The sequence below is a fragment of the Pseudoalteromonas luteoviolacea H33-S genome (assembly GCF_001625695.1).
Classification (GTDB): Bacteria; Pseudomonadota; Gammaproteobacteria; order Enterobacterales; family Alteromonadaceae; genus Pseudoalteromonas; species Pseudoalteromonas luteoviolacea_B.
In genome coordinates this window covers 1-19,929 of the sequence record NZ_AUXY01000002.1, presented here as the reverse complement: position 1 = coordinate 19,929, position 19,929 = coordinate 1, and the positions used below count along the sequence as shown (strand labels likewise).

The window sequence follows — 19,929 nt, the reverse complement described above, 5'->3', positions numbered from 1 at the left end:
TATTTAGGAAACAAGGCCGTTTTGTGCTTAAATCAAAGCCTTTGAAAATCATCCATAGTGGGAAGATTAATTCGTATATGCCACCTGGGATATACATCCAAGCACCTGAGAAATCTAGACCAAAGTAATCAAAAGCGACTTTTAGTAGGAGTACTGCGTAACCAATCATGCCTAGTACTGAGATGGCTCTTGGAATTAGACGGTATTGGTATAAAGTGATGTTCAGTAAAAAGCCACATAAGCCTAAAGAAAACATCCCCATTAAAAAGCCAAACCAACGCTCAGATTTGAGTGCACTGCCCATCATATAAAGGTATTCACTCGATACATCTGGGTTTTCAATAACCTGTTTACCCATGGCAATCAATGTCATCAGCGTTACTGCACCGGTGATCAAGGTTGCGCCTTCAATTAAACGACCACTTACATACCCGATGGCAATGCGTTCACTGTATTGTCTGATAGTCGGGTAAATCAGAATGGACATGCTAATCACCGCAGCACAGTTAATAAACTCTAATAGTGCCGCAAACGCCAGAGATGATCTATTTAGCGCCGCTTGCTCTAAAAAGTCTGGCTTAGTGAGTAGCTCATAAATGATGGAGTCGGCATACATAAATGAGCTGGTTGAGATCAGGATAAGTAATCCGGCAATGCGTGTAGCAAGTAAAGTAGACATAAATAAAACCCTTTTATTTGTTTGCTTGCCGACATGCTTTATTTAAGTGTGCATGTCGACAGTGCGTTTTTAAGATGGGTCTATTGTTGTCGTAAATTGTGTTCAGATCGTCCTAATGGGCCCGTTCGTTCTTTTTATTCGTATATTTTTTAGTGAGTTACTAACGCGGCTTGCTTCCTATATAATGAAGGGGTTAATCCTGTTGCTTTTTTAAACGCCGTGTTAAACGTTGACTTTGAATTAAAACCAACCTCATATTGAATGGTCGATACGCGTTTATCGGTTTCTTGTAAGAGTTTTTCAGCTGCAGCAATCCGGTATCCATTAACAAATTGGAAAAAGTTGGTTTTTAGTTGCTGCGATAAGGTCTCAGAAATATGGTTCTCACTGACATTAATGGCCTTTGAAAGTTTGTTTAAAGACAGCTCTTCGTCCATAAATATCTGCTCTTGCGTCATGACACCTTTCAAATTATCTGATATCGCATCCATTTTTGCTTGGCTTAATGTTGCTGTTCTCGATTGTATCGAAATAGGCTGCCCTTTATCCTCTTTGGTTAAGATCGGCTGATTAAGTGCCAACTGAGCGAATGCTAGTAAAACGGCAGCTTCAAAAAATGGTAAAAGTTTCAACCATGGCAGTTTCCAACCAGTTAACGTTGGCACGTAAGATAGCGAGTAGCAAAGCCAAACAATGCCCCATAACACGAGCATGATCCTAAACCAGTCTAGAGATCTTGATTGTATTTCTGCAAAGCGTTCCAATAATTGCTGACGGTGTCTGGCATGCACTTGTAGTGCCTTGATGAAGTAAAAGGCATTGAACACCATAAATACCACCATATTAGCAATGCAGGTGTATAAGGCGACTTTAAAGTGTTCAGGGTTACGTGTTGCGGGATCTGCTAAAGCGAGTTTTTCGGCCGATGTGAATCCGATAGCAAATGGCAACATCACAAGAATAGCCACAACAGGCCCTATCATGGCTAATGCGTAGCTTTTCTTAGAAATCGCAAGGGTTGGCGACATAGTGGCGCATGCATAAAAAAATAAAGCTGGACCAAGTAGGATACGCACAGGCATTTGCATTCCTACTAATGCAGGAAAGTACTGATATGCACCCGTATAAATGACGAGCTCTCCGCTAACATGGATAAGTAGCAAGAATAATAGCGCGATGAGATATGTTGTTTGTGGTTGCTTAGGTTTGTGCATTGCTTGCACAAGTGCAAGTAAAATCACACCCCACATACCGGAATAGATGACGGTGTCTAAAACATCCATAATTTCCCTAATACTAGATATAGTAGATAAAACTCGCTGTATATTAAGTAGATGTAATGCTTGTGTAAAGTTTTAAGGGTGGTTATTTAGGCTTTAATTAATAAATTTATGACTCGAAGGTGATGATTTAAATAGATATATTTATCATGCGCTGGTTTTAAGTGCATCCTTCAAATTGGTGTTGAATAGACTGGTTGGTAAAGCATACCAACCAACTATGATGCAAATTTAAGCCTGACTGAGTAGGCTTTTAACTATATATTGTAACGGCTTTAACCCTAGTTGTGCTGCTTCTTCATTAAGTCAAATAACTTACTTTGTATTGCTCGATAGGTAGGCATAGTAGTTGCGATTTTTATACCATCTTGGTTAGGGGCTTGCTCTAAAGTAGTGTAGACAAAAGCTGCCTTGCTTTGGCCTCTATATTTATGAACATTGAACTGTAAAAGAGTTTTGACTGCCAGTGTATCAAGTTTGATGAGTGAGACGCTTTTTGTAGACAATTGGCCAAAAATAAATTTGCTATTACTGCTTTGGAATTCAACTTAATTTACAGCGATTTGGCGCATTTCTAGCTACTCTTATTTAGGGTGTGTTATTTAATAGTGATGTAGATGCCAATGCACTTACACTGATCTTGAGTAAGAAAATAATGGTATAAATACAGACAACCAAATACTAAGGAGTGCGAATGCATTTGTTAACTGCGAAAAGATATTTATTAGTGCAATGTTGCTTATTACTCAGTGGCTTGGCCGTTGCTAGTGTATGGGCAAGTACAGAAGCAGTTGATAATAAAAAACCTTATTGGCAACAAGCGCCTTCTTTACCTACACCATTACAAGAGATCTATCCCGCGGTATTTAAGGAGCGGATCATCGTTGGTGGTGGCTTTACTCCATCCAAAACTCCATCTTTTTATGGTCTGGGTCCGAGTAAAGATGTTTATTTGTTAAACCCATCAACTGAACGTTGGCAGACAGCCCCTTCATTACCTGAACGCCGTCACCACCTGGGGATGGTTAGTAATAGACATTATATTTATGGGATCGGAGGGTATTCAGGACCTAAAGACGATGCGTGGAAAATAAAAAGGTCAGTATTCAGGTTAGATGGCAAGTTTCAAAGTTGGCGCTCAGGACCTTCACTCCCTATTCCGCTAGCGGAGTCTGTTTATGCCAATGTCGGAAAGTATATTCATGTTATTGGTGGCAAAACCATTTCCTCAAAGACTGGCAAAAAGGTTGATTCCAACGCGCACTATGTGCTCGTGAATAATGCATATTGGCGAAAAGCAAAGCCTGCAAATATCGAGCGTAATTCTGCGGCAAGTGCTGTCATAGGCAATAAGATTTATGTCATTGGTGGGCGCTCTTTGGGACTGGGTGGTAAAAATCTAAGTAATGTAGAAGTGTATGATACGAAAATGGATACTTGGATCGCCTTAAGTCCCTTACCGATTGCGTCAGCAGGGCTGTCCGCGAGTGTGCTGGATGAAAAAATCATTGTCACTGGTGGAGAAGTATTTGGACCAAACCACCAATGGAAAGAAGGGGAGGCTTTTTCGAATACTTGGAGCTATGACCCAAAAATAGATCAATGGCAAGCATTACCCGATATGCCGCAAGCACGACACGGGCATGGTGCTGTTACCTTGAACAATACGCTATATGTGATTGGTGGGGCTGCAAAAGTAGGGCCACAAGAGACATTGCAAAGCACACTTTCAATTAATGGAAATAATCAATAGCATTCAAGTGTTAGAGAATAGCCAAATGATAGGGCAGCTATTCTCTTTCGAAGCATCGTTTCAGTATGCTTCGCCACCAAACCTTGATTCACAGTGAGCAAAAGCGCGTTCAGAGAGAGGCTTTTCACCACACAAAAATACTTGTTTCGACAGTATTTTATCACTCCTTGAACACAAAATATGAACTTAATTACTTGCTCTACTATTGAACCATTCTAATTATTTATTTTTACGAATTTGTCTCATCGTTGCTTTGCCACCCTGTACTCTCTCACAGTATTCTGCAGCGCGATTAGCAATGCGATCTTCGAATGTATAAAACTGTTCATGCCATAATAATATCCCATTTTTATGACAAAATACTTCTAGCCCGCCTGGACCAGCAAATGACTTGTTAGGGAGTATAAAGGAAAATGCAAAAAGTGGTATAAAAGCAATTTCCTTTAACATATTAATTCCATGATTACTTGATTATATTGATGCGTCTCAGTTTTTAACTTTGCTTAATTACAATTTTCAGTGCTAGTTACCAACCAAAACCAATTGTTTTGGCTTTCCCACCAAGCCTTCTTTCGCAGTGATCTATCGTACGATAAATATAGTGATCTTCAGTGCCAGAAAATCGTAAGTTGAATATTAATGTGTCATTTTTATAGCAAAGTACATCTACATAGCCGCTAAAAGCTTGAGATTGGTGTGGAAAAGTTGCAAATACCGCTGCTGATGCGGCAAAAAGTAGTGCTTTAATCATCATTACCAATTTCGGTTCGCATTTTAATCAATTAGATGTGTTTGTAAAAACTTTTAACTAATTAAATTTATTTAGATAAAGGTTTTTATTGAATTGTGAGTCTATTTAATTAAAATTTTTTAGTGATTTTTTCTTCATTGATTGGGTTGGATTGATGGTGCTTTTTATGAGGTGTGAAAGCTTAAAGTTCATTTGTATTTTCATTATAAGTAATGTTTCTACGATTTAAAGTTAAAGTTTTCATTATATTAATCACTAGAGATTTTGATAAATATCTAGTGATTTTCTCTAATGAGAGCCTATTTTCTTACATGCCATTTTCATAAAGCATTACAGCTCTATTAGTCAACTCAGAGGTACCGTCTTTATAAAAAATATGTGCTGTCATACTTTTATATTGGAATGATCGTACTGTAACCGCACACTGTGTACCACTGCAGCTACGATTGTTGTTCCATTGAACTCTCTCGATTGGTTTTGTCACATCTTTTAAATAAAAAACGCCGCTCGATGAATTTCTGAAACTAAAATCCATAGCCCAACAATTTGAAGTGCCACTATTATGTGACTGACCATTTAATGAATTGACACGGCATACCAATTCTGCTGAAAAGGCAGAGTTTGCAAAAAAGCCAGTTGTTAAAGCTAATGCTAATATAGTTGAATTTTTCATTGTCTTTCCTTGTTGTTATTAATTATTCATGTTTTAAGAGGTTTTTAATTTAAATATCCTATTTGTTTAAGTCAAATATTTAACCATTAAGTTATTTTAATAAAATTAAATTAAGTAAAGGCGCTATATTACTTTTTATTTTATTAAAGCAGTTAAGCAGGTAAATCAGATGGTTATAAATGTAGGTTTCATGGTGAGTTGTTGCGAATAGCTCTTAACACTGGCTTTGACACATGCTAAAGTACCCAAAAACGTTATAACATATCAAATAAAGGATTTGTAATGAAACCCCTTAACTATGCTTGCCGTTTAAGCGTACTTACTCTCTCTCTTGCTGCTATTTTCTCTGCACAGGCTCAAAACAGCATCGAAACAATCGAAGTCAAAGGTGAGCGTCAAGCTTACCGTGGTGAGTTCTCTCACCTTGAAACGCCAGAAGCGATTTTTGAATTTGATGCGCAGTTAATTGAAAATACTGGATTAACTGATCTGACAGATGTGCTCGATATGTCAGCTTCTGTGAGCCGCCAAAATAGTCTTGGAGGCTTATGGGATAGCTATGCTATTCGCGGATTCTTCGGTGACGAAAATGTCCCAAGTGGATACTTGGTCAATGGATTTAATGCAGGACGCGGCTTTTCAGGGCCACGTGATGTATCTGGCATTGAGCGTATTGAAGTTTTAAAAGGGCCAAAAGCTGCACTTTATGGCCGAGGTGAGCCAGGCGGTTCAATTAACCTTGTAACTAAAAAAGCCACTTTTGACGATGCAAGCTCGGTGCAACTTACCGCTGGTAACCGCGCACATCGCCGTTTTGAAGCTGACGTGAATACTGTTATTAGTGATGATGTAGCTGGCCGTTTTATTGGGTTTTATCAAGAGGAAGATAGCTTCCGTGACACCATAGAAACACAAAAGCATGGCCTAATGACATCACTGGTCTTCAAGCAAAGTGATCGTTCTCAAATTTTTTATGATTTAGAGTATGCTGAGCATGAGATCCCATTTGACCGCGGTATCATTGCCGTTGGGGGGAACTTTGATTTCATGCCAATTGAACGCTTTTTAGGTGAGCCCAGTGATGGCCCTACAACAACCAGTGTTCTTGGTCATCAATTGCAGTGGAATTATGACCTAAACGATACATGGGAGCTGAGCTCTGCCGCTGCGTATCGCCAAACTGAGCTGGATAGTTTCTCAAGTGATATAGAGCTTTTACCTTCGCATCAAAAGTTTTACTTTGATGGACAAACTTTATCTAGACAGCACCGCGAGCGCCATTATGATACGGACCAATATGTTGTGCGTTTTGAGGTAGCGGGGGAAGTACAAACGGGTTCAATCAAGCATAATATCATTGCCGGTGTCGACTATGACAGGCTTGAGTATGATAGAGCTTACTTAGTTGCCAGAGGAGCGGCCGTATCACCTACAGCTTCTGATCAGGACCTATACGCGATCAATGTACATAACCCAGTTTATGGTCAAGTAACGCCGGGTAAGCGTTTACCCGCAGTTGTTCGTCAACAAAATCAGTGGTCGACAGGCTTGTATTTCCAAAACCAGATTGAATTGAGCGATGCATTACAAGTGCGTATCGGCGGCCGTTTTGATTCAATGAAACAAACATTAGAAGATAAAGTCAAACAACGCGACACGGATCAATCAAAAACGCGTTTTAGCCCGCAACTAGGTGTTGTATATCAAGTGGCTGATAACTGGTCAGTCTATTCTTCTTACGGCGAAGGCTACCGTATGAACTTTGGTGCTGACATAAAAGGCAACGCATTTGATCTTAACGAAACCGAATCATTAGAGTTTGGTACTAAGTTCTCTTTATTTAATAATAATCTCAACATTACTGCAGCTTATTTTGATAGTGAACAGAAAAACATTGTTGTTGTAGATGCTGTTAATGGCGGTCAAAGCGCTATTGGTAAAGCGAGCAGTGCAGGTTATGAGCTTGATATTGCAGGTCAATTACCTGCGGATATTGAAGTGAAGTTCTCATACACGTACTTAGACGCACAGGTGGAAGAAGACTACATTGATACAGGTATTTTTGCGCCGATTAAACAAGGCGATGATCTTTTAAATATTCCTGAGCATTCAGCAAGCTTACAAGTCAGTCAAGAGTATGTAGTGAGCGGCAATGCACTCACTGTCGGTGGCGGTCTTCAGTATGTTGATGAACGTTTGGGCCAACGAGGTGAAGACTTCTATTTACCATCTTTTGTCACTGCTAATTTGTTCGCTAACTATGATATTAACGCTCAGTGGTCAGTGAAAGCGCAAGTTCATAATGCATTTGATCGCAAACACTTTACGAACTCTTATACGCAATTCTGGGTGCAGCCTGGTGAGCCTCGTAAAGTATTACTGTCTGCGTCTTATCAGTTCTAAGCACATAGACAGAGACTCATAAGTCTTAGCAAAATGCCTTGGTAAGTCTCCCTACCAAGGCATTTTTTTATGCTTGTTGTGAAATCAAGCGCCGTTGTATGTTACTGAGTATTCCTTTGATGTCCTTTAGTACGACATATAAGCACGGTACCATTATCAGGGTAACAAATGTGGCGAAGAGTACCGAGAAACTCAGAGAAATGGCGGTTGGAATAACAAATTGCGCCTGTAAGCTCGACTCAAACATGATAGGAACTAAGCCCAAAAATGTGGTCAAAGATGTCAAAAATATGGCTCTAAAACGGGACACACCCGCATTGATGACCGCGTCTTTAATATCTTGACCGAGAGTTCTGCTTGTATTTATCACATGCGTCATGACCAATGAGTCATTGATCACAACACCAGCTGCGGCGATGATACCAAAAATAGACATCATACTTAGGCTGTAGCCTAAAATGAAATGGCCCCATAGCGCACCGACTAAGGCAAAGGGGATAACCGACATCACGATAACAGGTTGGGCATAACTTTGCAGCGGCAGTGCAAGTAATACATAGACAACTAACAGTCCGACAATGGCGAAGCTGACCACTTGGCTTTGCTCTTTGCGCTGCTCTAATAGCGCACCGCCGAGCTGTGTCATAAGCTCAGGGTGTTTTACTTTAAGTTGAGGCAGAAGAGTCTCTTCGATTAATTTAGCCACATCATTGATGGCTGAAACTTGCTCTTCGACATTGGCACTGATAGTGATAACCTGATGGCCTTGCTCACGAGTGATCACCGAGATCCCAGGTACTTCGACGGTTGTGGCAATGTCACCAAAAAATACTTGTTCGCCATTGGGCAGTGTAATGAGGGTTCTATTTATTTCACTGACTTTTTCACGATCAGCACGTACGCCTTTGACCATAAAGATCACTTCTTGCCCTTCACGCATAACACGCTGCATCTCTATACCAAAATATCGGGCTGCAAGTTGCGTGGTTACATCACTTGCGGTGATTTGTAATTGGTGTGCCAATGGCTTGAGCTGCACTTGATATTCAGTTTGTGCGCTATCAAGTGAAGAAAAAACACTGTGTACGCCGTCTACACTATTTAGCTTGTAGATGAAGTCCTTACTAGCCAGTTGTAAAGTTGCGATGTCGTGTGCAAACAGTTGATACTGTAAGTCTCCTTTCTCGGCAATATCAATGACATCTGATTCAATAGTGAATTTTTTAACTCCAGGTATAGTGGGGAGAGCTTCTCGCCAACGTCTGGCTAATTCAAAGGTATCAAAAGGTCTGTCTGCTTCGGCGACTAAAGGCGTGACAACTTCAGCTTCAGTCAGATGATCAACGCGTGTATACATGGCATCGACCATAATTTTGCCGGTTTCAGCTTGTATTTCTTGCTCCACTCGTTGAATCAAGCTTTCAATTTGCCTTACCGCTTCCAGTGTCTGCGCCTCTGAGACGTTATTATTCATTTGAATGTTGATCGACGGATAGTCATGCGGCACTTTAGGTACAGGCGTAAAGCGAACTTGGCCACTGATAAGCAGGCTCACTGAAAAAGCCAGCATCAAGATAAAGCCTATGATCACTGCATACCTATGATTGATGCATAGCTTAAGCATCGGCACATATCTTTTATGTAACCCTTGTTGAAAGTTATCATTAAAGCGCGAACGCCAGTGTGTGCTAGGCAGTTTAGGCATAGGAGTTGAAGCGAGGTGAGCAGGTAAAATCAGTTTTGACTCGATAAGACTGAAAAATAAACATAAGATGCACACGCCAGCAATGGCAATAAATTGACCTGAGTTGGGACCTGTACTGAACATAAAGGGCATAAAAACAGCGATGGTTGTTAACACACCAAATGTGGCAGGCATGGCGACTTTTTGCGTACCGAGAATGATTTGCTGATTAGAGTGTCCATGTTTTTCTATTTGCTCACATACGCTTTCACCGATGACGATGGCATCGTCTACCACAATGCCAAGCACCATGATGAAGGCAAATAATGAAACTAAATTCATGGTGACACCGAGTAACGGCATAAACCAAAATGCGCCGAGCATGGCAACGGGTAAGCCTAACATGACCCAAATGGCCAGTCGGGTGCGCAAAAACACCGCGAGTACGATAAAGACGAGTAGGGCACCCTGAGCTAGGTTGCTTAACATCATATTTAATCGACCATCTAGGTAGTAGGTGACGTCGACAAATTCGTAAATCTCTACTTCGCTTGGCAGTGTTTGGCGTTTGCGCTCAATGTATGGCTTTACGGTGTCCACAACTTGTGTAAGTGACTGCTCTTTATCAGCTAATACCATAATATACAGGGCGCGCTTACCGTTAAATCGTCCCTGATTTAGTGACTCTTTAAAGCCGTCTTTGATAATAGCAATGTCCTTTAGGTAAATCTTTTCACCTAGCAAGCCGGTTAAAATCGGCACTTCTGCTATCCCCAGTCCAGTGTATTGGCGGGATTGCATTCTAAGGTAGATGTTACCGCTGGCAGTTTTAATTTGTCCTGCGGAGAGGTTATTGGATTGAGCGCGCAGTGCTGTTACAACTTGTGCAAGGGTTAGGTTGTACTCTCTTAGTTTATCAGGTTCGATTTCTATGGCGACTTCATAGTCAGGCATCGCAGATAGGTCGACATGAGAGATCCCTTTCAATTGTAATAATTCGTCTCTCATTTCATCTCCCAGTCGCCTTAATGACACGGGGTCATCCAAGCCCGATACAACGACGCTAAATGCACGTTGCCTTTGCACATTTTCATACACCAACAAGGGTTCCATATCGTTTGGAAAAGTTGCGATGCTGTCGAGCTTTAACTTGATCTCATCTAGTCGTGAGGCCACGTTTTCGTCGTTATGGAGCTGAACTTCGATATGGCCACCGGAAGGAGAAGCGGTACTGATAATGCGCTTTATACCTACTTGAGGTTTCAAGGCCTGCTCGACTTTTATCAAAATATTTTCTTCGATCTCTTTAGCGGATGCACCAAGCTGTACAGCTCTGATGGTCACCTTATTGCTATCTGATATCGGAAAGGTTTGCCGTTGAATACTGTTGTAGCCGAGTATTCCCATGCAAACAATCAGTAATAACATTAAGTTAGCGGCAACAGGGTGATTAACAAAGTAACCTATCAAACCTGGACGCTGATTCATTGGTTATCTCCTTTGTCTGCCAATTGCACGTTAGCGGTGTGTTGTTTTACTTGCATGCCATGCTGTGGATATTCAGGGAGGCGTGTCACGAGCTGATAGTGTTGCTGTTTGGGGGCGGCTATCAATGCAAAGTCCTGCTCTTGGCGAAGTACAGGCGCAGAATATTTGGTCAGTGTTTGACTCTCATCTAGTAACCATACAGCCTTATTTTTAAGCTGTGCTTGCGGTATTTTGAGGACGTTTTCAAGTGTTATTCCATTGACATTAGCTTGTAAAAATTGACCAAAATACAAGGGGCTATTATCGCTATGTAATGCGTAGGGGTCGTCAATTCTTATCACATAGTATGCCATGCGTGTTTGCTCATTAAAGCGTCCAGTATGGCGTGTTAAAACCCCGGTTCTTGTAATACTGTCATTGCTTATCTGGACGTTTGTGACCGGCAAGGTCGTTAAAAATGGACGATCAAATCCAGCAATGGGAACATGTATTTCGCCATAACTCAAATTTACCAGCTGGCCTAGCGCTTGCGCTTTAGACACGACTTGCCCAAGCCCTGTATTTCGGTTGGTTACAAGTGCATCATATGGTGCATAGTATTGTGTTCTTAATAGGTTTTTATTGGCTTTCTCTAAGCTTGCTTGCGCAGCTTTTAAGCGTGCTTTGGCGCTCGCTACTTGGGGCTTTCTCAATGCAAGTTCGGTGGTATTGGGGTTATGTGCCCACTCTTTTTTAGCGACAGCTGCCTTAGCGAGTTCTTCAGACAGAGTTGCTTGTGCAAGTGCTAGATTTGCTTGTTTGTCTTTTACTTCAGTCTCGTAATCAAACGGGTCAAGTGAAGCTAAAACTTCGCCCTGTTTGACGATCCCGCCCTCAATAAACTTGTCATTTAACCACACGATTTTGCCACTGAGTTCAAATGCAATGTCGGTTTGTTCGCTTGGTTGCAATACACCAGAAAGCGAAAGCTTTGTACGATAATCAACAATAGTTAAAGGCTGTGTCACCACTGTTGGACGAGTGTCTATGCGCGGGGATACTGCGACTTCTTTTTTTCCGAATATAAGGAGCGCTGCGCACGCTGAACCGCCTAAAATTAATACAGCAAGCAAGACCAGTAATCGCCTTGTATGTGTATGATAATAAGACTTATTTTTATTTATTCCCATGAAAAAAGACTCTGTCTGTATTTATTTTAATCGTAAATTTTATGTTTACATGAAATGTAAGCTATTAATCAGAATGAATTTATTCATCTTAATTGGTTTACATCAAGGTTACTTGTAAGTTATGTTATAACATAAAACAGGGACAATATAGTAAATTCTTCGTTATGAATATTTCAAATCAAGCACTCGTTCACGCAACTAAAATCGTGGATGGATTCCAACATATCAAATCAATGTCCGCACTTGAGATCACCCCAGACAATATGACGACGTTTCATCAGTTTTTGGACTTGCTTTCTAATGAGCATGGCAGTGACTTTGCAGATAATGTGTTGGCGCAACAAGAGATCCAAGCGATAAAACCTGGGATCCAGCAACTGTTCAGTCAGGCCTCGAGTTTATATGAGCGACATTGGGCAGAGCGTATCGTTCAAAGTTCAGATCCAAAGTTGACTTTGTGCAACGAATACCCGTATTACAAACATTACAAACGTGCCACAGGGTTGGAGATAAACGCGATCCACTCATTGGCAGCGACGCCGGTCAAGAATGTATTAATGGTTGGCTCGGGCGCATTGCCATTGACAACACTGGCATTACATCAAAGTGGCTTGAGTGTTGATAACCTTGATATCAATGGCCCAGATCTATTATTGGGTCAGCAGGTGTGCGATGCACTGTCACAACAGCACCAAATGAAATTTATCCACAATGATATTTGTGAGCAAGGTAATCTTGACCAATATGACGTGATTTGGCTTGCGGCCTTAGTCGGTGATGAGTCTTTGAAAGAGAAAATCATTGCGCACTTGTATGCACAGATGAAGCCAGGTGCACAGCTGGTTGTTCGTACGGCTTATAATTTACGCACCTTGTTATATCCAAGCATTGATGAGCAAGGTCTTGCGCCATTTCAGCTCAAACTGAAAATCCAAACCTATGCAGATAACTTCCACTCAATTTTAATTGCGCAAAAGCCAGAGTAACTTATGTCAATTTTTAGTTCTTACTTGCGGCTTTCGGCTGAGTATCGGTGGATGCTGGTTGCTGCCTTTGTGTTTAACCTTGGGTTTTACATGCTGATCCCGTTTTTGGCGGGGTATTTGAAGCAAGATTTGTTACTCAGTGCCACCCTGGTGGGGGTTGTCTTAGGTGTGCGTTCATTTTGCCAGCAGGGCTTATTCCTAGTTGGTGGGTTACTCGCAGATCTATTTGGTGAAAAAAAGCTGATTGTTATTGGTTGCTTGTTACGTGCAGTTGGCTTTTGTCTGTTTTTATTCTCAGACATAACCGCGTTATTGTTTCTTGCAGCATTTTTAACGGGCTTTGCTGGTGCGTTATTTACTCCGGCGGCACAGGCTTATTTTTCAAAGCAGCAAGTGCTCAGCCGCGCGCAAATGTTCTCTTTAGTGGGGGTTGCGCGAAACGGTGGCGAGCTTCTTGGCCCAGTTTGCGGGGTACTTCTACTCAATATTAGCTTTGATATGTTATGCATTGTCTCTGCATTACCGTTTGCATTGTTTGCATTGGTATTCACAGTGTTGATCCCTGAGCGTCAAAAGCAAGATAAAAGCGGCAATGATGATAAGTCCTCTGCGACCTCTCAAAATGGTGGCGTGAAAGCAATGGTAGCTGGTGTATTGGGTAATCGTGCATTTTTAAAGTTCTCTGCGGTAATGGCAGGGTATTTTATGCTTATCAACCAGATCTCATTCGCAATTCCCATGCATATTGTTGACCAACAAGGTAGTGCGAAAGATGTCGCTTGGGTATTGACCCTATGTGCATTGATCTCGATCTTTTTACAATTTCCTGTCACCAAACTATGCGAACGTTGGTTATCACCAAAGCAGTGGATAAGTATCGGTATCGCGCTGATGGGTCTGTCTTTTGCAATGCTCATCCCCGCTTGGCCATATGAACACGGGGTGTTGTATTACCTGCCACTGAGTGTGTTAGCTGTGATTTTTACCCTAGGTACCATGGTGAGTTTCCCATTTATTATGAGCGAAATTTCTGAATTGGCAAAAGATAAGTCAGTCGCTACGCACTACGGTTTTTTCTATCTATTCGCGGGAGTCGGATTAATTGCAGGCAGCAGCGTGGTCGGTGTCGCGTTTGATTTATCCAATATCAGTGAACATCTTGCATGGTATTGCCTAATCCTAATTGGCCTGATTACGGCAATCCTCAACACAGTGTTGAGCGCTTCTGCAACCCAAGAATCGCAAAGCAACGCAACCAGCACATCTACCCAATAAGTAAGGAACTTTAAATGATTCATCTCACCCCACAGCAGCAACGTGCCTATATGTCAGACTATTTAGAAAATGGTTGGCGTGAAGAACGCATGTCGTTTAGCTCGGTGTCGTTAGAACCGGGTTACATCGACGGTAGAATTAATGTCGAGCACTTTCAGATGCCAGGAGACGGACAATTTCATTTCAGTGCGCAAAGCGCGATGATTTGGATTTCTCAGCTAGGGATTATATATGGTTGCTGGGACAATCAGCTCAGTGAAAAAGCTGGTGAAGTATATATACGAGGTTTAGATATTAAATTTAAACGCACAATTAACACCACAGAAGAAGTCCGTTTTGAAGGTTTTTTCCCAAAACACTGTAAAAAACACCTTTCAAAAGATCTGGTGTACTACAAAAATGCACAGATCCATGTTGAAGGTGGTGCATTTACAGGCACGGCTAGTTTCTTAGTGCCGACAGGCTAAATGATAAATGTTTCTATTTAATCAACAAGTGTTATGTTATAACTAAGCAATATTGACGTAGTCGTCTATTTTAAGTTCCGCTCGAGCGATGAGAAATGCCTAAATTATGGGCGGTTATCGCTTTGGCGGAATTTTTTAGTATAAGGAGTGTTTTATGTTAGAAGCCAAAAATTTAAAAAAATCCTTTTCAAATAAGCAGGTAATTAACGACCTTAGCTTTAGTGTTGAAGAAGGCCAAATCATGTGCCTGTTAGGTGCAAATGGTGCAGGGAAAAGTACCACGCTGAATATTTTTCTGGATTTCTTACAGCCAGATAGTGGGCAAGCTTTGATTGATGGTGTGGATGTGCACAGCAGCAAAGGCTCAAAAGAAAAGCTTGTGTACTTACCTGAGCAGGTCAATTTATATCAAGAGTTTAACGCCATTGATAACCTTAAGTATTTGGCGAGTTTATCCGATTTATCTGTGACAGAGGCGCAAATCAACGCGGCCTTGGATGAGACAGGTTTGGAGCCAAGTGCGCGCTCACAATCTTTAAAAAATTACTCGAAAGGCATGAGGCAAAAAGTCGGCATAGCCTTTGCAATCATTCGCCAAGCAAAGGTACTTTTATTGGATGAGCCGACGTCAGGCCTTGATCCAAGTGCGACCTTGGAGTTTATCCGGATCATAGAGCAGCTTGCGAAAAAAGGCGCTGCGATTTTGATGGTAACGCATGATTTTTATTGTGCGCACACGTTAGCCGACAAAATAGGGATCATGGACAAAGGCACATTGCTGACCTTGCTTGATAACAAGCAACTGCCATTGCAGACACTTGAAAATACTTACCATGAGTTGATTTCAGGAAAAAGTGTTATCCGCGAAGCAAGCTAAGCAGTCGTCGTGACAGTAGGTTAAACACTACTGTGTTCATACAGGAAATATAATTACATGATAAATCACAGAGTAATGAAGATATTTCGCCACGAATTAGCCAGTAAGCGTAAAAGCCCTAGCTTGTGGTTAATCTTCATCATGATCCAATTGTTGTTGGCAATCGCGTTATTCACAGGTTGGCAGCAGTATCAACATAACGCGCAAACTCAGGCAAAAGCCCAATCACTTGTTGAGCAGCAGTGGGAAGCGCAACCTGATAGACATCCACATCGAGTGGCGCATTTTGGTCACTTTGCTTTTCGTACACCCAGTGCATTGAGCTTTTTTGATTTAGGGGTGAACTCTTGGGTTGGCAATAGCATTTTCTTAGAGGCGCATAAGCAAAACAGTGCTAATTTTGCCAATGATCAAGATGGCGGGACCTTGCTGCGATTTTCAGAGTTAAGTAGTGCCAATATCTTATTAACTATTTGGCCTTTACTCATTATTGCGCTTGGCTTTGCAAGCATCAGTGGTGAGCAAAAAAGCGGGACTTTACGCCAACTTATGTCTATGGGCGTGTCATTTCGAGATTTAGTCACAGGAAAAAGCTTAAGCTATCTATTCTTGTCAGTGATCTTTATTTTGCCTGTTTTTATTTTGGCGCTGGTATTGGCTGCAAGCACAGGTGCAGCATTTTCATCTGAAGCGCCACTTAGACTATTGTTGCTATTCACCGTTTATGTGCTTTATTGCTTATTTTGGATTGGCTTAACACTGTTTGTTTCTAGTTTAGTGAAAGCGCCAAAGCAAGCTTTGGTGCTATTAACGTCGATTTGGTTTATTTTGACTATTTTGATGCCGCGCATGCTGGCTGAGTTTGCACATAATCAGTACCCCCATCAAAAGCGCAATGACTTTGAATTAGCAATTAAACTGGATAACCGCAAAGTCGGGGACAGTCACAATCCGAACGATCCTTACTTTAATAAGTTCCGTGAAGACACGTTGAAAAAATATGGCGTGAGCACGGTAGAGGAGCTGCCAGTCAATTACAAAGGGTTGGTAATGCAAGAGGGCGAAAAGCTCAATGCTGAGATTTATAAAAAGCATTATGAAAAACAGCTTGAGCAATTCTCAGCGCAGCAGCGTTTTGTTAGCCAGTTTTATTGGTTGAATCCTTATTTGTTCGTACGAGATTTTTCCATGGCGCTCACGCGTACTGATACGAGACACTTTTTAGACTTTGAGCAACAAGCAGAAACGCACCGTTATGCGCGTATTCAAAAACTTAATAAGTTACATACAGAAGAAATTGATCATCACAATGACAGAGATCAGCGCATCGATAAATCGTACTGGCAGGAGTTTGAAGCCTTTACTTATAAATCACCTGTACTTGGTTGGTCATTGAGTCCGTTTTCTTTGGCTTGGTTGCTGCCTTTATTGGTAGTTTTAGTGATGTTTGGTTCATTAAATTCTAAAGGGATGCAAAGGAGAGTTTATGCTGCTGTTTAAACTTGAGTGTAAGCGACTGTTCTCAGGGGCTATCAATAAACTTGTATTGCTACTTTTTGTGATTGCAGGTGTATTTGCGATTTACCAAGGTGCACAAGGGTATAAAACACTGCGCATTGATCAGTACAAATCTAAAATCGTCTTTCAAAAAGAGCGTGAACACGTTAATAAAAGAGAGACTCTGCCAGCTCCAGGCTCTTTGGCTTATTATGCCAGCGCACCGACAGAGTGGAAACTCAGTCCGTGGGCCGCGTTGTTTGTCGGTGAAAGTCATTCATCTATGGTTGCCTCTAAAGTGCGTGCTACTGCATTGCAAAGCCAAATATTTAATAGAGAAATCGTCAACCCTGCGCAGCAGCGAACAGGAGGGTTAGATCTTGGCTTTGTCTTAGTGTATCTATTGCCCCTTGTTATAGGTATCTTAACCGTTACTTTGATTTCTGATGAGCAACATGCAGGGCGATGGCGAATGTTAAATGCACTGCCAAAAAGTGCATTTAGTCAGGTTGCAAAGCAGCTGGCGCTGCGCTTTGCTGTGATCTGGTTATTGGTGAGCTTACTTCTGGTGAGCGCGGCGATGATTTTATCGTTGCCATTTGATGGCATTTTTTGGACTGTGCTGCTGGCAAGCACCTTATACATGGTGTTTTGGTTTGCCATTGCTACCTTGATCATGAGTTTTGGTAAAACGAGTGTGTTTAACAGCTTGGCTTATCTAAGTAGCTGGGTGGTTTTTGCCATGTTAGTACCAAGCGCTGTGCACTTATATTTGTCTAACCAATACAAGACAGATGCTCCCCTTGAAATGAGTCTGACACAGCGCGTTACGCTAAACGATGGTTGGGATAAAGATAAGCAGCAAACTTTAGACACGTTTTTACAGCATGAGCCTAATTGGCAAGATACCGCGCCACTTGGCGAGGCATTTGATTGGAAATGGTATTATGCACAGCAGCATTTGAGTGATGTTGAGGTAGCTCAGTTATGGCAACAGTATCGCGACAATAATCAAGCTCGCCAGCAAACACTACAAACATTGAGTGCGTTGTCACCGGCCTTGTTCTTTCAGCTTAAATTAAATCAGCTTGCAAATACTAGCAGCGCTGATCAAGCTGATTATCGATTGCAAGTGGTTGAATATCATCAACAGATCCGTCATTTCTTCTATGACTTTATGTTTTTTGACAAACCAGTAACTAAAACTGATGTTGAAAACTTCCCATTGTTTGAAGCTAAGCCACTCAATAAAGAAATCAATATTTGGCAAATATTGATAAGTGCTTTAGTCATTTTTGCATTGGCATTCTTTTCAGCTGTCCGTCTGAAGCAGCTACGTCCTATCTAAATTTATACCCAAAAGGCAGCTATCGCTGCCTTTACTTCTCTTTTAATATCTCTTGTCAAACTGACACAATACCGGGTTGGTTGAATTTTGTTCATTATTGTGTTTTTGTATTACTGAGTACATTTATTGCCAGCAGTCATGGCATCGATAAAAACTAGATGAGGGATCAAAATGAAACTCAAACTTAATAAAAAGTCAGTGAAATCTCTAAAAAATAATGCGATAAACAATGCACTTACGCCTCAAATCGGCGGAGCAGGTCAATACCGAGAAAGCGTAGAAATTTGCTGGACACACCCTGCGTATGCTGCGTGTAGGTTTAATTAAAAGACAAGGCCCAGTGATACTGGGCTTTTTAAATCAAATAAAAACAGCTACAGGATAAACTCTGTATAAAAATAGTCTGATAAAATGCACTGTTTAGGTATGTCACTTCACTTGTGTTGCTTACTCATAACTTTTTGGTAGCAATCATCTCTGTTACTTTTCAATTCTTTACCCTTGCTCGTATTTTATTTTAAATCGAGATTCATAAGTGTTTTTGCACTTTCTAGTATGTAGCGGCCTATTTGATCAACAAGGCCCCTTTTAGTTGTTTTACCAAAAGTTGATTACCTCCTCTGTCTTGATAGATGCCTAAAAGAGGGAGTGGCGTCTTAATCGAAGAGAGATTGCCATTTAAACTTAAAGAAACAATTGCTTATGAATAAGAATAAACAGCGCGCTTGCGCTGTCATTCCAGAGCATATCGATTGGGGCTATTGAGCTTGGAAAATTACTGAGCTGTGCTGTTTTTTGGCTGTTTTGATCATAAAGCCAGACTTGTTCTCTGTCGCTTCTCGATGAAGTAAATGCCACAAGCTTGCCATTTGGCTGCTGCTTTGCGTTAAAGTCATCGACATTACTAGGTGAAAACGTCGTTTTTTTGCTAAGAGTTTGAGGTCGATCTGCATACCACCTTGTCAGGCCTATATCTCTGTCAAAGTTACCCATTGAGGCAACAATCTGGTGTTTGCCTGGATGTAACGCAGGGTACAATATTTTTTCAGTAGTAGGTTGTGGATGGAAAGTGATCTCTCCTAATAAATCTATTTTTATTAGTTGGTTGTTCTTAGACGTCAATAATATGGGCAAATCAAACAGCCAACGAATATGGCCAATATAGGAGATGCTTGAGTGCTCATCAAGCTCAGCCTTATTTAAGTTTTGTGTATTCGTGTCGTAAACAGCCAGTTCAAATGCCATATATTTTGTGGACTCAATCCACGCTAGTTTTTTTAGTGGTTGAGAGTAATCAAGTGCACTGATTGTTTTGTTGTCCACTTTATGAAGCTGTGTAACATTGTTTGTATTGATATCAAGCAGCTTTATATAACTGTTGTGGGCTTGTTGGGTTATAAAAGCAATTGTGGAAGTTGTTAACCAAGCAGGCTGGCTATGAGTTTTAGACCCACAGCGGTGATAAAGTGTAGAAGGTTGAGGTGAGGCTTTTGCTAAGTAGAATGAAATGCCCCTAATTTCATTGCATGCCTGAGACTTACGTTGATGTGTGGATGGGGTTACAGCTAAAGGGCTATTAGGCAGGGCAAGATCATGAAC

17 protein-coding genes are annotated in these 19,929 nt (G+C 41.2%); 9 read left to right on the top strand and 8 right to left on the bottom strand.

Translation table 11 applies throughout. The features are described from left to right. Both N477_RS00605 and N477_RS00600 read right to left on the bottom strand, forming a co-directional pair. Window positions 1–679 (bottom strand): DUF4386 domain-containing protein (locus N477_RS00605; protein WP_063379436.1); only part of this gene is annotated, 679 nt, incomplete at its 3' end. Between the two features lie 149 nt (window positions 680–828). Next, entirely contained in the window at window positions 829–1,962 is a 1,134-nt protein-coding gene (locus tag N477_RS00600; RefSeq protein ID WP_063363571.1) for a helix-turn-helix domain-containing protein, read from the bottom strand. 691 nt (window positions 1,963–2,653) lie between these two features. On the opposite strand from N477_RS00600, the gene N477_RS00590 reads away from it, so the two are divergent. Continuing rightward, on the top strand, window positions 2,654–3,712 hold the full coding sequence (locus N477_RS00590) for a Kelch repeat-containing protein (protein ID WP_063363569.1): 1,059 nt from the start codon (window positions 2,654–2,656) through the stop codon (window positions 3,710–3,712). Window positions 3,713–3,931: 219 nt separating this feature from the next. On the opposite strand, the gene N477_RS00585 is transcribed toward N477_RS00590, so the two are convergent. The 3 genes from N477_RS00585 to N477_RS00575 all read right to left on the bottom strand — a co-directional run bounded on the left by N477_RS00585 (window position 3,932) and on the right by N477_RS00575 (window position 5,136). Then, complete coding sequence (locus tag N477_RS00585; protein ID WP_063363568.1) at window positions 3,932–4,162, bottom strand: hypothetical protein; 231 nt, start codon at window positions 4,160–4,162, stop codon at window positions 3,932–3,934. Between the two features lie 76 nt (window positions 4,163–4,238). Continuing rightward, entirely contained in the window at window positions 4,239–4,466 is a 228-nt protein-coding gene (locus tag N477_RS00580; RefSeq protein WP_155731752.1) for a hypothetical protein, read from the bottom strand. Between the two features lie 304 nt (window positions 4,467–4,770). After that, on the bottom strand, window positions 4,771–5,136 hold the full coding sequence (locus N477_RS00575) for a hypothetical protein (RefSeq protein ID WP_063363566.1): 366 nt from the start codon (window positions 5,134–5,136) through the stop codon (window positions 4,771–4,773). Between the two features lie 282 nt (window positions 5,137–5,418). Here N477_RS00575 and N477_RS00570 point away from each other — a divergent pair, with 282 nt between their 5' ends. Then, window positions 5,419–7,539, top strand: coding sequence for a TonB-dependent siderophore receptor (locus N477_RS00570; protein WP_063363565.1), 2,121 nt, complete (start codon window positions 5,419–5,421; stop codon window positions 7,537–7,539). 67 nt (window positions 7,540–7,606) lie between these two features. Here the strand turns inward: N477_RS00570 and N477_RS00565 are convergent, their stop codons facing one another. Together N477_RS00565 and N477_RS00560 are read right to left on the bottom strand one after the other, a co-directional pair. Then, window positions 7,607–10,711, bottom strand: coding sequence for an efflux RND transporter permease subunit (locus N477_RS00565; protein ID WP_063363564.1), 3,105 nt, complete (start codon window positions 10,709–10,711; stop codon window positions 7,607–7,609). Next, window positions 10,708–11,880 (bottom strand): efflux RND transporter periplasmic adaptor subunit, encoded by a 1,173-nt coding sequence (locus tag N477_RS00560; RefSeq protein ID WP_063363563.1) that lies wholly within the window; start codon window positions 11,878–11,880, stop codon window positions 10,708–10,710. The genes N477_RS00565 and N477_RS00560 overlap by 4 nt, the downstream gene beginning before the upstream one ends. Window positions 11,881–12,044: 164 nt before the next feature. On the opposite strand from N477_RS00560, the gene N477_RS00555 reads away from it, so the two are divergent. From N477_RS00555 to N477_RS25850, 7 genes are all read left to right on the top strand, one after another. Next, entirely contained in the window at window positions 12,045–12,866 is an 822-nt protein-coding gene (locus N477_RS00555) for a nicotianamine synthase family protein (protein WP_063363562.1), read from the top strand. A 3-nt stretch (window positions 12,867–12,869) separates the two neighbouring features. Next, complete coding sequence (locus N477_RS00550; protein ID WP_063363561.1) at window positions 12,870–14,141, top strand: MDR family MFS transporter; 1,272 nt, start codon at window positions 12,870–12,872, stop codon at window positions 14,139–14,141. 14 nt (window positions 14,142–14,155) lie between these two features. Next, window positions 14,156–14,608 (top strand): hypothetical protein, encoded by a 453-nt coding sequence (locus N477_RS00545; protein ID WP_063363560.1) that lies wholly within the window; start codon window positions 14,156–14,158, stop codon window positions 14,606–14,608. Window positions 14,609–14,762: 154 nt separating this feature from the next. Continuing rightward, the gene (locus tag N477_RS00540; protein WP_063363559.1) at window positions 14,763–15,485 is read left to right on the top strand and encodes an ABC transporter ATP-binding protein; all 723 of its coding nucleotides are present in this window, start codon (window positions 14,763–14,765) and stop codon (window positions 15,483–15,485) included. A 57-nt stretch (window positions 15,486–15,542) separates the two neighbouring features. Next, window positions 15,543–16,985, top strand: coding sequence for an ABC transporter permease (locus tag N477_RS00535; RefSeq protein ID WP_063363558.1), 1,443 nt, complete (start codon window positions 15,543–15,545; stop codon window positions 16,983–16,985). Then, window positions 16,972–18,330 (top strand): DUF3526 domain-containing protein, encoded by a 1,359-nt coding sequence (locus N477_RS00530; RefSeq protein ID WP_063363557.1) that lies wholly within the window; start codon window positions 16,972–16,974, stop codon window positions 18,328–18,330. Before N477_RS00535 ends, N477_RS00530 begins: the two co-directional genes overlap by 14 nt. Window positions 18,331–18,501: 171 nt before the next feature. Then, window positions 18,502–18,657, top strand: a complete 156-nt coding sequence (locus N477_RS25850; protein WP_155731751.1) for a hypothetical protein — start codon at window positions 18,502–18,504, stop codon at window positions 18,655–18,657. Between the two features lie 357 nt (window positions 18,658–19,014). Here the strand turns inward: N477_RS25850 and N477_RS26220 are convergent. Beyond that, window positions 19,015–19,929: hypothetical protein (locus N477_RS26220; protein ID WP_196760556.1), on the bottom strand; the 915-nt coding region annotated here is incomplete at its 5' end.

What these genes read in the sequence shown, in the direction of transcription:
- N477_RS00575 (WP_063363566.1), bottom strand. Translation starts at nt 5,136, where the DNA reads ATGAAAAATTCAACTATATTAGCATTAGCTTTAACAACTGGCTTTTTT.
- N477_RS00535 (WP_063363558.1), top strand. Translation starts at nt 15,543, where the DNA reads ATGATAAATCACAGAGTAATGAAGATATTTCGCCACGAATTAGCCAGT.
- N477_RS00545 (WP_063363560.1), top strand. Translation starts at nt 14,156, where the DNA reads ATGATTCATCTCACCCCACAGCAGCAACGTGCCTATATGTCAGACTAT.
- N477_RS00530 (WP_063363557.1), top strand. Translation starts at nt 16,972, where the DNA reads ATGCTGCTGTTTAAACTTGAGTGTAAGCGACTGTTCTCAGGGGCTATC.
- N477_RS00570 (WP_063363565.1), top strand. Translation starts at nt 5,419, where the DNA reads ATGAAACCCCTTAACTATGCTTGCCGTTTAAGCGTACTTACTCTCTCT.
- N477_RS00555 (WP_063363562.1), top strand. Translation starts at nt 12,045, where the DNA reads ATGAATATTTCAAATCAAGCACTCGTTCACGCAACTAAAATCGTGGAT.
- N477_RS00550 (WP_063363561.1), top strand. Translation starts at nt 12,870, where the DNA reads ATGTCAATTTTTAGTTCTTACTTGCGGCTTTCGGCTGAGTATCGGTGG.
- N477_RS00580 (WP_155731752.1), bottom strand. Translation starts at nt 4,466, where the DNA reads ATGATGATTAAAGCACTACTTTTTGCCGCATCAGCAGCGGTATTTGCA.
- N477_RS25850 (WP_155731751.1), top strand. Translation starts at nt 18,502, where the DNA reads ATGAAACTCAAACTTAATAAAAAGTCAGTGAAATCTCTAAAAAATAAT.
- N477_RS00565 (WP_063363564.1), bottom strand. Translation starts at nt 10,711, where the DNA reads ATGAATCAGCGTCCAGGTTTGATAGGTTACTTTGTTAATCACCCTGTT.
- N477_RS00590 (WP_063363569.1), top strand. Translation starts at nt 2,654, where the DNA reads ATGCATTTGTTAACTGCGAAAAGATATTTATTAGTGCAATGTTGCTTA.
- N477_RS00600 (WP_063363571.1), bottom strand. Translation starts at nt 1,962, where the DNA reads ATGGATGTTTTAGACACCGTCATCTATTCCGGTATGTGGGGTGTGATT.
- N477_RS00540 (WP_063363559.1), top strand. Translation starts at nt 14,763, where the DNA reads ATGTTAGAAGCCAAAAATTTAAAAAAATCCTTTTCAAATAAGCAGGTA.
- N477_RS00560 (WP_063363563.1), bottom strand. Translation starts at nt 11,880, where the DNA reads ATGGGAATAAATAAAAATAAGTCTTATTATCATACACATACAAGGCGA.
- N477_RS00585 (WP_063363568.1), bottom strand. Translation starts at nt 4,162, where the DNA reads ATGTTAAAGGAAATTGCTTTTATACCACTTTTTGCATTTTCCTTTATA.